The 13,132-nt window shown below is 45.2% G+C and carries 15 protein-coding genes and 10 tRNA genes; all 25 read right to left on the bottom strand.

The features are described from left to right. Positions 1 to 98 precede the first annotated feature (98 nt). Positions 99 to 172, bottom strand: a tRNA-Gly gene (locus DH10bf12_RS07990). A gap of 16 nt (positions 173 to 188) precedes the next feature. Then, positions 189 to 265: transfer RNA gene (locus DH10bf12_RS07985), tRNA-Arg, on the bottom strand. A 9-nt stretch (positions 266 to 274) separates the two neighbouring features. After that, positions 275 to 360: transfer RNA gene (locus DH10bf12_RS07980), tRNA-Leu, on the bottom strand. Positions 361 to 435: 75 nt separating this feature from the next. After that, positions 436 to 517 (bottom strand) — tRNA-Leu (locus DH10bf12_RS07975). Positions 518 to 529: 12 nt separating this feature from the next. After that, a tRNA-Lys gene (locus DH10bf12_RS07970) sits at positions 530 to 605 on the bottom strand. 7 nt (positions 606 to 612) lie between these two features. Further along, positions 613 to 687 (bottom strand) — tRNA-Gln (locus tag DH10bf12_RS07965). A gap of 9 nt (positions 688 to 696) precedes the next feature. Further along, a tRNA-Asp gene (locus tag DH10bf12_RS07960) sits at positions 697 to 772 on the bottom strand. Between the two features lie 31 nt (positions 773 to 803). Continuing rightward, positions 804 to 878 (bottom strand) — tRNA-Glu (locus DH10bf12_RS07955). A gap of 6 nt (positions 879 to 884) precedes the next feature. Beyond that, positions 885 to 975: transfer RNA gene (locus tag DH10bf12_RS07950), tRNA-Ser, on the bottom strand. Between the two features lie 7 nt (positions 976 to 982). Next, positions 983 to 1,057, bottom strand: a tRNA-Asn gene (locus DH10bf12_RS07945). A gap of 295 nt (positions 1,058 to 1,352) precedes the next feature. Beyond that, entirely contained in the window at positions 1,353 to 1,826 is a 474-nt protein-coding gene (locus DH10bf12_RS07940; RefSeq protein WP_471737971.1) for a SprT family protein, read from the bottom strand. 16 nt (positions 1,827 to 1,842) lie between these two features. Further along, positions 1,843 to 2,256 (bottom strand): hypothetical protein, encoded by a 414-nt coding sequence (locus tag DH10bf12_RS07935; RefSeq protein ID WP_471737970.1) that lies wholly within the window; start codon positions 2,254 to 2,256, stop codon positions 1,843 to 1,845. A gap of 15 nt (positions 2,257 to 2,271) precedes the next feature. Further along, positions 2,272 to 4,443: a Tex family protein gene (locus tag DH10bf12_RS07930; protein ID WP_471737969.1), complete on the bottom strand. Its 2,172-nt coding sequence runs from the start codon at positions 4,441 to 4,443 to the stop codon at positions 2,272 to 2,274. A 257-nt stretch (positions 4,444 to 4,700) separates the two neighbouring features. Continuing rightward, on the bottom strand, positions 4,701 to 5,294 hold the full coding sequence (locus DH10bf12_RS07925; protein ID WP_471737968.1) for a PP2C family serine/threonine-protein phosphatase: 594 nt from the start codon (positions 5,292 to 5,294) through the stop codon (positions 4,701 to 4,703). Then, positions 5,294 to 6,088: an RNA polymerase sigma factor SigB gene (gene sigB, locus DH10bf12_RS07920; RefSeq protein WP_471737967.1), complete on the bottom strand. Its 795-nt coding sequence runs from the start codon at positions 6,086 to 6,088 to the stop codon at positions 5,294 to 5,296. Before sigB ends, DH10bf12_RS07925 begins: the two co-directional genes overlap by 1 nt. Then, on the bottom strand, positions 6,066 to 6,536 hold the full coding sequence (gene rsbW / locus DH10bf12_RS07915; RefSeq protein ID WP_471738209.1) for an anti-sigma B factor RsbW: 471 nt from the start codon (positions 6,534 to 6,536) through the stop codon (positions 6,066 to 6,068). The genes sigB and rsbW overlap by 23 nt, the downstream gene beginning before the upstream one ends. After that, on the bottom strand, positions 6,536 to 6,871 hold the full coding sequence (locus DH10bf12_RS07910; RefSeq protein WP_471737966.1) for an anti-sigma factor antagonist: 336 nt from the start codon (positions 6,869 to 6,871) through the stop codon (positions 6,536 to 6,538). The genes rsbW and DH10bf12_RS07910 overlap by 1 nt, the downstream gene beginning before the upstream one ends. A gap of 122 nt (positions 6,872 to 6,993) precedes the next feature. Then, complete coding sequence (locus tag DH10bf12_RS07905) at positions 6,994 to 8,004, bottom strand: SpoIIE family protein phosphatase (RefSeq protein WP_471737965.1); 1,011 nt, start codon at positions 8,002 to 8,004, stop codon at positions 6,994 to 6,996. Between the two features lie 16 nt (positions 8,005 to 8,020). Continuing rightward, the gene (locus tag DH10bf12_RS07900; RefSeq protein ID WP_471737964.1) at positions 8,021 to 8,422 is read right to left on the bottom strand and encodes an anti-sigma regulatory factor; all 402 of its coding nucleotides are present in this window, start codon (positions 8,420 to 8,422) and stop codon (positions 8,021 to 8,023) included. Positions 8,423 to 8,426: 4 nt separating this feature from the next. Further along, positions 8,427 to 8,783 (bottom strand): STAS domain-containing protein, encoded by a 357-nt coding sequence (locus DH10bf12_RS07895; protein ID WP_039807352.1) that lies wholly within the window; start codon positions 8,781 to 8,783, stop codon positions 8,427 to 8,429. Between the two features lie 3 nt (positions 8,784 to 8,786). Then, positions 8,787 to 9,614, bottom strand: coding sequence for an STAS domain-containing protein (locus tag DH10bf12_RS07890; protein WP_471737963.1), 828 nt, complete (start codon positions 9,612 to 9,614; stop codon positions 8,787 to 8,789). Positions 9,615 to 9,728: 114 nt separating this feature from the next. After that, positions 9,729 to 10,079: a type II toxin-antitoxin system PemK/MazF family toxin gene (locus DH10bf12_RS07885; protein WP_039807348.1), complete on the bottom strand. Its 351-nt coding sequence runs from the start codon at positions 10,077 to 10,079 to the stop codon at positions 9,729 to 9,731. 4 nt (positions 10,080 to 10,083) lie between these two features. Then, entirely contained in the window at positions 10,084 to 10,365 is a 282-nt protein-coding gene (locus tag DH10bf12_RS07880) for a CopG family ribbon-helix-helix protein (RefSeq protein ID WP_039807347.1), read from the bottom strand. A 154-nt stretch (positions 10,366 to 10,519) separates the two neighbouring features. Next, the gene (gene alr / locus DH10bf12_RS07875) at positions 10,520 to 11,665 is read right to left on the bottom strand and encodes an alanine racemase (RefSeq protein WP_471737962.1); all 1,146 of its coding nucleotides are present in this window, start codon (positions 11,663 to 11,665) and stop codon (positions 10,520 to 10,522) included. A 48-nt stretch (positions 11,666 to 11,713) separates the two neighbouring features. After that, the gene (locus tag DH10bf12_RS07870) at positions 11,714 to 12,727 is read right to left on the bottom strand and encodes a LolA family protein (RefSeq protein ID WP_471737961.1); all 1,014 of its coding nucleotides are present in this window, start codon (positions 12,725 to 12,727) and stop codon (positions 11,714 to 11,716) included. Positions 12,728 to 13,132: the final 405 nt, after the last annotated feature.

Raw genomic sequence — 13,132 nt, 5'->3', positions numbered from 1 at the left:
GAAAAGCTCATTGTCTTTTTTGTTCGAAAAAGACTTAAAATCTTAAAACGTTGACGTTTGGTTGTTTAGTTTTCAAGGTTCAAATGTTTCAAAAATATTGGAGCGGGTGATGAGAATCGAACTCACGACATCAGCTTGGAAGGCTGAGGTTTTACCACTAAACTACACCCGCATATAAAATTAAAATATGGCGCGCCCGAGAGGAGTCGAACCCCTAACCTTTTGATCCGTAGTCAAACGCTCTATCCAATTGAGCTACGGGCGCTTACTTGTTTGGTGCGGTCGAGAGGAGTCGAACCTCCACGGGATTTCTCCCACTAGGCCCTCAACCTAGCGCGTCTGCCATTCCGCCACGACCGCTCGTATTCGAGCGACAAGTAATATTATATCAATATAACTTCTAGTTGTCAATGCTTTTTGAAAAAGAAATAAAAATGCGGGTGGAGGGACTTGAACCCCCACGCCTTGCGGCACTAGATCCTAAGTCTAGCGTGTCTGCCAATTCCACCACACCCGCAGATAACAAAAATGGTGAGCCATGAAGGACTCGAACCTTCGACCCTCTGATTAAAAGTCAGATGCTCTACCAACTGAGCTAATGGCTCTAAAAAATGGCTGGGCTAGCTGGATTCGAACCAACGCATGACGGAGTCAAAGTCCGTTGCCTTACCGCTTGGCTATAGCCCAATACTTAAATGGCGGTCCCGACCGGGATCGAACCGGCGATCTCCTGCGTGACAGGCAGGCATGTTAACCGCTACACCACGGGACCAGAGTGAAACTATGTATTTATCAAAATTAAGTGGTGACCCGTACGGGATTCGAACCCGTGTTACCGCCGTGAAAGGGCGGTGTCTTAACCACTTGACCAACGGGCCATGTTCTGGCGGAGAAGGAGGGATTTGAACCCTCGCGCCGCTTACGCGACCTACACCCTTAGCAGGGGCGCCTCTTCAGCCACTTGAGTACTTCCCCATAAAAATGGCTCCACAGGTAGGACTCGAACCTACGACCGATCGGTTAACAGCCGATTGCTCTACCACTGAGCTACTGTGGAACGATATCATTAAGTTGTTTCAGCAAGCCTTTATGTAAGTGTTTCTCTTGGCGTCTCTCTTGCCGACGTTTAATATCATAACAGATATTAAATGCAGTAGTCAATCGTTTTTATAAAATAATTTTAAATTATTTTGATCTTCTATGCCGCCCGCTTCAAAGGCTAGTGAATGTAATTTACCACAAATCATAGATGATGTCAAAACCAATCCCCCCGCTTCAAAAGAAAAGCTCTCCCCTTTATCGTCTAATCAAAAAAACTGCCGGAAGTCTGTTTCACTTCCGGCAGCCAATCATTAAGCAAGTGACTGATCCACACCTAAAAAGGCCAGCCTCCCGCTGCACTTTCCGCAGCGGTATTTACTTGTATCAAACCTTTTCTTCCGATGATAAAGCTGACCGCAGTCTTTGCATTCATACACTTTGTTGCGTGGCAGCTGCTTCTTTTTTTGTGAAGGCAGCGGTGTACAGAACCTTGGAGCACCGACTGTTTTAATCAGTTCCCTGAAGTCACGGTCTCTATGCTGATACCCTCTTCCTTCTATATGAAGGTGGTAATGTGCAAGTTCGTGCTTAATGATTCCAACAAGTTCAGCGTAGCCGTGTTCATCAAGGTACTTTTTATTGATTTCGATATGATGACTGACAAGCAGATACCTGCCACCTGTCGTTCTGAGCCGGCCGTTGAAATAGGCCTGGTGCTTAAATTGCTTTCTGAACGATTCAAGTGAGATCTGTTCTGTCAGCAGTTGAAGTTCTTCATTCGTCATTAGCAGCTACCTCCTTTTAGATAAAAAGGAAGATCATTGCGATCAATGGCATTGACGTAATCAGCTGCATGCTGATCAGTGAAAATGAACGGACCTGGCCTTTTGCTTCAGCAGGAACATCCTGTCTCATTCTCATCAGTACCTGCATGACGCCAAATATAGCTGATCCTATAATAATGATCAGTGGAATAACCGGCAGTCCTGTATCTGGTCTTTCCATCAGTGCATACACGAGCACAATCACAGCAAGCGGGACAAGTTCAATGATCATGGTTGAAAAGAAGAAGCGCGTGAGTAAGGTTTGCACTGTCATCCCCTCATCGCCGCGACCCTCGGCAGTTTTGATGATTGACCCAAGGTGAGCAATATAATTAAAAGTAATACCGAGCGTTGCTACGGCAGCTGCAATCGCAATGATATAAAATGCCATTATGTTTCCTCCAATTTAGTTTGTCTGTTCTGCAGGTGGCAGCATAGTGAGTGCAATTCTGCCTTTTTTCGCATCGACCTGTTCGATCCATACTGTCACAACGTCACCAAGTGAAACGACATCAAGCGGGTGCTTCACAAACCCTTTTTTCAGTTTGGAAATATGAACAAGCCCATCCTGTTTGACACCGATGTCTACGAATGCGCCGAAGTCGACTACGTTACGTACAGTTCCCTGCAGCTCCATACCCGGCTTGAGGTCTTCCATTTTTAATACGTCTTTTTTCAGGATCGGTTTATCAAGTTCATCACGCGGGTCACGTCCCGGACGGATCAGCGCTTCGATAATATCTTTCATTGTATGAATGCCGATGTCTGTATCTGCTGACCACTGCTCAGGTGTTTTCTGGATGATCGCCTGCTTCAGCTCTTCTGAACCGATGGCATTCAGGTCAGAGCCAACCTGTTTAATCATCTTTTCTACATCCTGATAATTTTCCGGATGAATGGCTGTCCGGTCGAGCGGATTCTCTCCTTCTGCAATACGAAGGAAGCCGATACACTGTTCATAGGTTTTTGCACCAAGACGCGGGATTTTCTTCAGCTGCTTGCGGTTGCTGAACTTCCCTGCTTCATCGCGTGCTTTTACGATATTCTGCGCAACGGTTTTCGAAAGGCCAGCCACGTATTGAAGCAGTGATGATGAGGCAGTGTTTACATTTACACCGACTTTGTTTACTGCGGTTTCTACGACGAATGTCAGTGATTCATTCAGCTTCTTCTGTGAAACATCGTGCTGATACTGACCGACACCGACTGATTTCGGATCGATTTTTACAAGCTCAGCCAGTGGATCCTGAAGACGTCTGGCAATTGATACGGCACTTCTTTCCTCTACCTGAAGATCCGGGAATTCTTCACGGGCGATATCAGATGCGGAATACACACTCGCCCCCGCTTCATTGACAATCAGATAATACACTTCCTGGTCAATTTCCTGGAGCTGGTCTGCAACGAATTGTTCTGTTTCGCGTGAAGCTGTTCCATTTCCAATCGCCACAAGCTCAATGTCGAAGTCTTTGACAACTTTTTTAAATGTCGCAGCAGCTTTAGAAGGATCTTTTGTTGTGTGCGGATAGATCACACCGATATATAGCATCTTTCCGGTTTCATCCACCACTGCAAGCTTGCAGCCGGTACGGTAGGCAGGGTCTACGCCCAGCACTTTTTTCCCTTTCAATGGCGCCTGAAGCAGCAGGTTTTTCAGGTTCTCTGAGAAAATGTGAATAGCCTGATTTTCTGCTTTTTCAGTCAACTCATTTCTGATCTCCCTTTCAATAGAAGGAAGAATCAGTCGCTTATAGCTGTCTTCAATCGCTTCTGCTACCTGTTCTGCTGAAACAGACTGCGGGTATTTCACATGCTTACGCTTTAATTCAGACAGGATTCTCTCCTGGTCAGGATGAATAGATACGCGCAGCACGTCTTCCTTTTCACCACGGTTCAGTGCGAGCGTACGGTGAGGAACGATTTTTGAAACGGGCTCTTCATACTCGTAGTACATTTCGAAGATTCCTTTTTCATCAAGCTCAGCTTTTTTGACAGCAGAGGTGATCTTACCGTTTCTGAATGTCTGATTTCTTATGTACTCCCGGATCTTTGCATCATCTGCGAGCATTTCAGCGATGATATCCCTTGCGCCAGCCAGTGCTTCTTCTGTGTTCGCCACTTCCTTTTCCTCTGATACGAATTCTGACGCTTTTGCTTCAACATCTCCGTTTCTCGGGAAGGATAATAGCCATGTTGCGAGTGGCTCAAGCCCTTTTTCCTTAGCTTTTGTCGCACGCGTTCTTCTCTTTTGCTTATATGGACGGTAGAGGTCTTCTACTGCCTGCAGCTTTTCTGCTTTTATAATAGAATGCTTTAGTTCATCAGTCAGCTTTCCCTGGTCTTCAATCAGGCGAAGCACTTCTTCTTTTCTTTGTTCAAGGTTTTGCAGGTAAGCCCAGCTGTCCGAGATATGTTTGATCTGGACTTCATCAAGCGCACCTGTCATTTCTTTTCTGTAACGTGCAATAAAAGGCACTGTATTTCCTTCATCTAAAAGCTGAATAACCTTTTCAACTTTTACGGCATCAATTGAGATGTTTGCTGCCAGACGGGTGATCTGTTGTTTGTGCTGTTCCATCCGATTCACTGCCTTTCTATTTATCAGTTCCGGGATTAATTGTACCACATGGTGATGTGGTGATCATTTTCCACACAAAATTGGGCTGGTGATTACAGCGACAGGGGGACGCTTTCCGCGGCCGGGCGGTGAGCCAGCAGGCTTCGCCATATGCCTCACATGTCCCTTCCTGCGAGCCGCCCCCTTCCACTCCAATCACCAGCTGAGCAGGAACAACAATTGACTTTTTAAAAGCGCACAAAAAAAGAAGACTCCTTTTAAGGCAGCCTCCCAATAATAAATGTTGTATCATCACTATCTGAGACAATTGAGTCGAGATAGGTTGAAATATAGTCAATTGAACGTCCTGACTGTAGCAGCGGTCGTACACGTGTGATCTGAAGTCCATCTGAATGAATGAGAAAAGATGCGCCTTCTTCATACTGAAAGCTTTGCGTCTTATACTGCTGTGGCCTGCCGGAAAGGTATCCGGTTACCGGAAGCGGGTAAGTTAACTTACCTGCTTCTGAGTAAAAATAAAAACGTATATTTCCAACACAGCTGTATGTAACCGTCTGGTCTGCATAATAGATTTTTACAATCGCAACTGCTGCGCCACGTTTTTCGGCAACAGCCCGGTTGGCTCTTTCCATCAGCTGATCTACATCTTCATTCACATTTTCTTCAACTGCATCACATACAGCCTGGGAAGCTTCGTGGGCATATTTCCCACTTCCGAGACCATCTGCAACTACACAGATAAAAAAGTCGTCAGTTGAGGTGAAGAAGTAACTGTCACCGCAATCCTGTCGTCCTATTTTCGCATATTGTCCAGCGTGTACTGTGACTAAACTGTGGTCAAGCACTTCCATCAAGTAAAGTCACCATCTTGTGCATTTTCTTCCTGGATCGCATCACGCAATTTTTTGATCGCTCTTCTCTGCAGTCTGGACACATGCATTTGAGAAATTCCGAGCATATCACCCGCGTCTTTTTGACTCATATTTTCAAGATACGTATATTGAATAATCTGTTTCTCTCTATCGCTCAGCACGTGAAGGACTTTTTCGAGCACCATACGCTGATCGGTTTTTTCATAGTTGTCATCCATGCTGCCTACAATATCAAGCAGTGTAACTGTACTACCGTCAGAGTCAGCTTCGATAGAATGATCAACTGACAGGGCCTGATAGCTTTTCCCCATTTCCATTGCTTCTAAAATTTCTTCTTCAGAAACTTCAAGATGCATGGCAATTTCACTTACCTTAGGAGATCGCTGCAAATCAGTTGTCAGTTCTTCAACTGTCGCTTTAATTTTAGGTCCGAGTTCCTTGATTCGTCTCGGCACGTGAACACTCCATGTTTTATCACGGAGGAATCGTTTGATCTCACCGATAATCGTTGGAATGGCAAATGCCTCAAAGCTTTTTCCGAAAGTGTCGTCGTAACGTCTGATCGCACCAAGCAGACCAATCATGCCGACCTGTGCAATATCCTCGTGATAAGACTTCCCTTTCGAGTACTTTCTAGCAATGGATTCCACAAGATTTTTATAGTGAACGACCAGCTTATGCTGTGCGTCGACATCCTGCGTTTCCTGATAGGCTTTGATCCACTCAAGTACTTCGTCTTTGCTTGGCTGATTAGGTTGAGACAGTTTCCGCATCCCTCTCCACCTGCTCTTCCTCAATGTACTTTGTCATGAAGACCGTTACACCCTCTTTTTGACTGATCTTCACGTCATCCATCAGGCTTTCGATCAGGTAAAGACCAAGCCCCCCTTCACGGAGCATGTCAACCTGTGAACCTTCATTGTAAGGTCCAACTTCTTCTTTTACTTTGATAAAATCAAAGCTTGCACCATGATCTGCAACGATCACTTCAAGACGATCCTCATAAAGTGCGAACCCTACAACGATTTCACCTTCATCGTTTTCTTTGTAAGCATGCTGTACAGCATTCGTGATCGCTTCACTTGTCGCAATCTTAAGATCTTCAATACTGTCATATGTGAAGCCCATGCGGCTTGCCACACCTGAGATTGTCAGGCGGATGACACCTACATACTGGGCTTTGGCGGGAATTTTCATTTCGATATAATCAAATGGTTTCATCATTCCATTCCACCTTTTACTTCGGGATTAATATCCATGATGTCTGCAAGTCCTGTGATGTCAAAAAGGCGCTTCAGGCGATCTGAAAGACCGACAAGCTGAAGATGGCCACCGTTTGCTTTAATCCCTTTGAACAATCCTACAAATACACCGATACCCGTACTATCCATGTAGCTTACTTCTGAAAGGTCAGCAACTACTTTCATATTATCCTGCTTTGAAAGCGGCTCCGTTTTTTCTCTCAGGACAGGTGCAGTATAAGCATCAATCTCACCAGCAATTTCAAGCTTTGTATATTCTTCTGTCTGCTCTGTTATATCAACTTTTATATTCATGTTAGTTCCACCTTTTTATCTAGTGTCCAGTTTCAGCAACTACCGAAACTTTCTCAGAATCTCCGTAAGACGTACTTGTAAACTACCCTAACTTCAAACGATTAAACGTGATTCACAAAAAACTATTCTGTCCTTTTTAAAATAATAATTGTGAAATCATCTCTTAGCTGGAAGTGTTGCAGGCGTTCCAGATCACGGAATATTTTATTGACGATTTCCTGTGGAGGGAGTTCAATATATTCGTTGATATAGGAGATTAATGTTTCACGTTCAATAAATCCCTCATCAGTCCGGCACTCTGTTACGCCGTCTGACATCAGAATGATCATATCTCCTATCTCAATAGCCTGCTCGTAGCGCTTGTATTTTGCATTTTTATCCACACCAAGAAGCAGACCTCTTGCTTCAAGGTCCAGGAATTCTTTGTCTTTATGACGGTAGTAGAAACCAGGCTCATGGCCTGCTGATGCAAAATGAAGAATATTACTGCGCAGCTCATACATCCCGTAAAACATTGTAATGAACATAGAGTCATCTACGTTCTGCTCCACTACCCTGTTCAGACTTTCGAGTACAGCACTCGGATCCTTTCTGTATTCAGGCAGACTGTCCATCGCATATTTGATCATGGACATACAGAGCGCTGCCGGAATCCCTTTGCCGATCACGTCAGCGATTGCAACATTCACTGAATGCTCACCGTCGTGAACAAAGTGGTAGTAATCGCCATTCATCTGCTTTGCCGGAACACTCAGCGCACCGATCTCAAGACCGTCTACTGTCGGAACCGATGTACCAAGCAGTGTATCCTGCACGTTAGAGGCAATTTCCATCTCATTCTTTAATTCTTTTTGTGTATCCAGTAAACTCTGATGCTCTCTGAAAGCAAAGCCGTATGCAGTCATTACTTCAAGAAGAATATCAAAAGAATGCCAGACTTCCGGTGAGAGGTCAGGCATTAGCTCTTGCATGGCACTTTTCTGAATATTAATGACTTCCTCCGGCGGCACCTTTTTCTCAAGGGCAGTCCGGCTGAATTGCTGAGCAGCATACAAAGCCTGCTCAGACTGGTTGTTCATATATTCCTGTATAATTTTGCTATATTGTGCTTCAAGTGTTTCCTGTTTATTCATTCGTCAAATGCCCCTCCTATCGGAGCCATTTCGTCGCGCGGATGTCTGTACCTTCACCAGGGTTAGAATCAATGTTGAAATCATCCATCAATCTTCTTACACCCGGCAGGCCAGCACCCAGACCCCCTGAAGTTGAAAAACCGTCTTCCATTACTTTTCTGATATCCGGAATACCTGGACCTTTATCCAGTGCGATAATCCTAAGCCCTGCTTTACCATTTTCATTCAGCCGGTCGATACACAACTGACCTTCTCCTGCATAGAGGTAAATATTTCGGGCAAGTTCACTGATGGCTGTTGTAATTCTAGCCTGATCCACGGTTCCAAATCCCAGCTCTTTGGCTACATTTCTACCGAGCTGCCGTGCAGCTACGATATCCCATTCATTTAGAATGGATACACAGGATTGGGTTTCCATATGGTCAGTCCCCCAATTCCTGTTGTAGTTTCTCTAAACCTTTTTCCAGATCAAGTGCCGTCATGACATCATCAAGTCTGATTCCAAGCTCGATCAGTGTAATGGCAACTGCCGGCTGGATCCCTGTGATGACCACTTTCGCACCCATGAGTCTGGACATATTAATCACATCACCAAGCACCTTTGCGATAAATGAGTCGATAAAGTCAATTGATGTAATATCAATCACAACTCCGCGTGCATTGGTTTCATGAATTCTTTTCAATAAATCTTCCTGAAATTCAAGGGCAGTCTGGTCGTCCAGCTCCCATTGAATCGAAATCAAAAGGCAATCGTTCAGTTTTAAAATAGGAATCCTCACTGTTTACCCCTCCAATTCCACTATTTTTCTGCCTGTCATCTCAAGCGCAAGCTCTACACCTTTTTTCATCGTGCTGGTCGTAATGAAACGGTCCAGGTCAATTCCCAGATTGACAATCGTCTGGGCAATTTCAGGACGGATTCCGACAAGCATGCATTTCGCTCCGACAAGGTGAACTGCTTCTGCCGCCTGAATAATATGATGAGCAACCATTGTATCGACAACCGGCACGCCTGTAATGTCTATCAGCACGACCTCAGCACGGTGGCTGACTACTCCGTCAAGCAGATTTTCCATTACAAGTCTAGCCCGCTCTGTATCAATGGTACCCACAAGCGGCATGACAGAAATCTGATCAACAACCGGGATCAGCGGTGCTGAAAGTTCCTGAAGCGCCATTTTCTGTAGTGATACTGTTTTCTCCCATGTTTCAGCGTAAGTCTGGATAATTTCATTCGATACTGGTGTCATCCACTTATCGAGCAACTCCAGATATTCGCCTTCGTTCTCTTTATCTATACTTCCATATTGGACTAAGTTTTCCTGCACGGTATGTACAAATTCTCTCAATCCTTTTACAACAAGTGCAACCGGCCAGCCCAGTCTGACTATTTTGTCAGAAAAGTGTCTGAGCATTTGCTTATATTCTTTCTCTTTATCTTTCAGGTTCAGCAGAATGATATCGAAAAATTCACTGCTGGTTGTTTCAAATATGTGCTGTGGCATGACATCGATAATACGTGAATCCGCATCACTGATCAGCTTTTCTTTCCAGATCTTCTCGAGCTCTTCGCGGTGCTCTTCTATATGCCCGGTTATCTTGTTATACAAAAAATTCACCTCTAACCTATCATTCTGTTTTCGTACTTATGTTCTATTATAGATGAGTGAGACGCAATGGTCTATTCATAAGAAAAAAACGCCCCACAAAGAGCGTTTTCCACATTAGAGGTCTACCAAGCCAAGGCTGATCTGAAGCGCCTCGTCTACCTTTTCCATCGTCTCGTCATCCAGATGGGTTATTTTGTCTGTTAATCGTTGTTTGTCTAATGTCCTGATCTGTTCCAGCAAAATAACTGAATCACGTTCAAAGCCGTTACGCTTCGAGCTGATTTCAACGTGGGTAGGAAGCTTAGCTTTTTGAATTTGTGCTGTAATTGCCGCGACCACTACTGTGGGACTAAACCGATTTCCGATGTCGTTTTGGATGATGAGAACGGGGCGGACTCCACCTTGCTCTGAACCGACAACGGGAGATAGGTCAGCAAAAAATACGTCTCCACGCTTCACTATCAAAGCGTTATCCTCCACTTACCAATCGTTCAATGGTATGGTCTGCTTCGTATTCTGCCTGAAGTGCTTCCGAAGCCATTGACAAGTTGATCTTCGCCATTTCCATATAGCCCCGGCGCATCGCATCTTGAGTTTGTTTACGGCGTCTGTCACGGACATAAGCTTTTGTTGCGCGATAAATGCAATCACTGCAGCTTAATTCTTCCTGTTCGGCAAACGCTTCCAGTTCTGTAAGCAGTTGCTTTGGTAATCGTACCAAGATTTCTGATGTTGCGCTGGATTCCGACACAAACTACACCTCCACCATCATATGCATACCTATTTTTTTTGAAACAATTATTCTTTTGTTCATTCATCATTCAAGTCCATGTTTATATTAACACTAAATGTGGAACCTGAAAAGGTAATCTCATAAAATATCTGACAATTCTTTGCAAAAATGATTACTTCAGATGATTGAAGACTTTGTCAATTAATCCATTTTTCCTATACATTCTTGGTACTCTCGCAGTCAGCAGACAGGCGGATTCGTAATGAATGGTACCATTATGCGCTGCGATATCATCAAGCAGGATCCGGTCGCCTGGGACGTCTCCGACAAGTGTGACGACAGTCCCTTCCTTCATTTCAAACGGAAGCCGGATCATACACTGATCCATACAGACCCGTCCGATGATCTCAGCCCGGTGCTCCCCTGCAAGCACTTCAAAGCCCTGCATCTGCCTGATCCATCCGTCAGCATAGCCAATCGGAAGCGTGGCAATCCATTCATCCTGCTCTGCAGTATACGTTGCACCATAGCTGACCTTTTCTCCCTGCTTCAGCTTTTTCACCTGAACCATTTTTGTATAGAGCGAAAGCGCAGGTTTCAATGGGACCGGCATTTCACTGCGAATATCCCCTGAAGGCACAAGCCCATACATTGAAATCCCGAAGCGCACTGCATTAAAAGCGGAATTATCCCGTAGAAATGCACCCGCACTGTTAGAAGCGTGAACCATTTCCGGTTTTTTCTTAAAACCATTCAGGAACTCAAGAAATCGTTCGTGCTGCTGATCAGCATAAGCGCGGTCCGGCTCGTCCGCTGTAGCAAAGTGGGTAAAGACACCCTCAATGTTCAGATAACTGTCATCAGAGGCAATCGCTTCTGCTTCTTTCGCCTCCTGCAGATCGGTAAAACCAAGACGACCCATACCCGTATCTATTTTCAAATGAATACTCAGTGTATGATCAAGAAATTCCCGCGCTGACCTGATCCAGTCCGCCGAGAACACTGTCAGACGGATCCCATGCGCTGCAGCAAGGCCTGCATCGTCAGGACGTGTAGCACCAAGCACCAGGATAGGAGCGGTAAAGCCGTGCTTTCTCAGAAAAAGTGCTTCATCCAAAAATGCAACTGCCAGCCATTCCGCTCCACTCTCAAGTGCTGCTTCTGCCACTTCAAGATAGCCATGTCCATAAGCATTGGCTTTTACAACAGCCATAATCACTGTGTCCTGATTCAGTTGATTTGACAGCTGACTGATATTATATTGAATCGCATCAAGATCTACTTTAATCCATGTATCACGGTGAAATTCATTTCTCATCATTTGGCACCTTCTCTTGTCACAGGATGTATTCCTGTTTGGATGCCGTTATTTTATCATAGACCCCTGAACTGAGCGAGCGACTTCGAGCATTTCCTCCTGCGTCAGGTCATGTGAAGCGAGCAGGTAACTCACCCCATTATACGTCCACTCAAGCGAATTCTCTGTCATTGCACCGACAGCAAACCCGAGATCCGCCATTTCTCCTGTCGCATCAGTTGTTGTCAGCATCACTGGCGCCGCATCAAGCTTCTCCTGAATAATCGTATAATTTTTTGCTCCCTCATACGTCAGAATCATACGGCTTCCGTTATCTGTTTTCACTTCCTTTTCTTCTTTCAGCGCGGCTCCCTCAATCTCAGCTGTCGGGTATAAAACCGCCCAATCCTCTATTTCCTCGCCATCACCTGACACCGGCATTTCAAGCTGTGCACTCATCATATTTTTCTCAAGATTAAAATCACTCTTTTCAAATGTTGCTTCATAATCCACTTCACTGAAGCTCAGCTCAATCTTCACATTTCCTTCTCCATCCTTCACCTTTACATCAGTCGGTGCGAGGGTTTTCTTATCAAATATCACCTGCTGGAGCGGGAACATATGCTGATGCTTGTACCTTGTTTTTGTATCAAATACATACTTTCCTTCTTTCTCAGTAAATACTGCTTCCTTGTCCTCCTGAATATCCTTCACAAGTGATTCCGCTAAATACGCCTGGCTGCCATTTGCAGGCCAGTCACTCTGGAAACGGAAGCTCTTATTCAGGGCAGGCGTCAGTACAAAAACACCCTCATCATTCCTGATAATCATCTGGCTTTGCTTATCCTCCGCATGTTTCAGATGCACTCTGTAAAAATGCGGCTTCATATGCCATACTTCCACATCATACTCCTGTGGCGTCTCACCAGTGCTAAAGACCATCTTCGCCTTTGCTTTATAGCTTTCCGCCGTCTCCACCTTGTCCATTAAATCCTGAGCCGCTTCCTCCCTCGTCTTCTCACCGCACGCAGCTAGCAGCATCACTAAAAAGACCGTTATCAAACAGAGAGCGATTTTCTTCATGGTTTCCTCCCCTTCACTCATTAAGCGTCGTTGCGAATGCACTTTAAGTGTATGAGGCAGGGGGTGCTTGTATGACTTGGAAAAGTGGAAGGCGCTTGGTCAGCTCCGACAGACATAAGACGCGGAGCGGAAAACGGGTGGTTTTCCCCGTTTACCGATGCGTGGCTTATGATCCGAGGAGCTAGCGCCTGGAGCTGGACAATTAGAAAAGCGGAAGCAGGCGTTCAGATCCGACAAGCATAAGATGTGATGAGAGAAATGGGTGACCTATCCCATTTTCTCATCACAGCTTATGACTCGAGGACCTGCCTGCTGGAGCTGGACAAAGAAAAGTGGAAGGCGATTGGTCAGCTCCGACAGACATAAGACGCGGAGCGGAAAACGGGTGGTTTTCCCCGTTTACCG

This window comes from Jeotgalibacillus sp. 10bf12, from assembly GCF_055597105.1.
The sequence above is the reverse complement of the archived record's forward strand: the minus strand, read 5'-3'. Positions and strand labels throughout refer to the sequence as shown.

Coding starts and splice junctions, on each gene's coding strand:
- DH10bf12_RS07940 (WP_471737971.1), bottom strand. CDS start 1,826: ATGACGAATGAAGAACTTCAACTGCTGACAGAACAGATCTCACTTGAA.
- DH10bf12_RS07935 (WP_471737970.1), bottom strand. CDS start 2,256: ATGGCATTTTATATCATTGCGATTGCAGCTGCCGTAGCAACGCTCGGT.
- DH10bf12_RS07930 (WP_471737969.1), bottom strand. CDS start 4,443: ATGGAACAGCACAAACAACAGATCACCCGTCTGGCAGCAAACATCTCA.
- DH10bf12_RS07925 (WP_471737968.1), bottom strand. CDS start 5,294: ATGGAAGTGCTTGACCACAGTTTAGTCACAGTACACGCTGGACAATAT.
- sigB (WP_471737967.1), bottom strand. CDS start 6,088: ATGCGGAAACTGTCTCAACCTAATCAGCCAAGCAAAGACGAAGTACTT.
- rsbW (WP_471738209.1), bottom strand. CDS start 6,536: ATGAAACCATTTGATTATATCGAAATGAAAATTCCCGCCAAAGCCCAG.
- DH10bf12_RS07910 (WP_471737966.1), bottom strand. CDS start 6,871: ATGAATATAAAAGTTGATATAACAGAGCAGACAGAAGAATATACAAAG.
- DH10bf12_RS07905 (WP_471737965.1), bottom strand. CDS start 8,004: ATGAATAAACAGGAAACACTTGAAGCACAATATAGCAAAATTATACAG.
- DH10bf12_RS07900 (WP_471737964.1), bottom strand. CDS start 8,422: ATGGAAACCCAATCCTGTGTATCCATTCTAAATGAATGGGATATCGTA.
- alr (WP_471737962.1), bottom strand. CDS start 11,665: ATGAGAAATGAATTTCACCGTGATACATGGATTAAAGTAGATCTTGAT.
- DH10bf12_RS07870 (WP_471737961.1), bottom strand. CDS start 12,727: ATGAAGAAAATCGCTCTCTGTTTGATAACGGTCTTTTTAGTGATGCTG.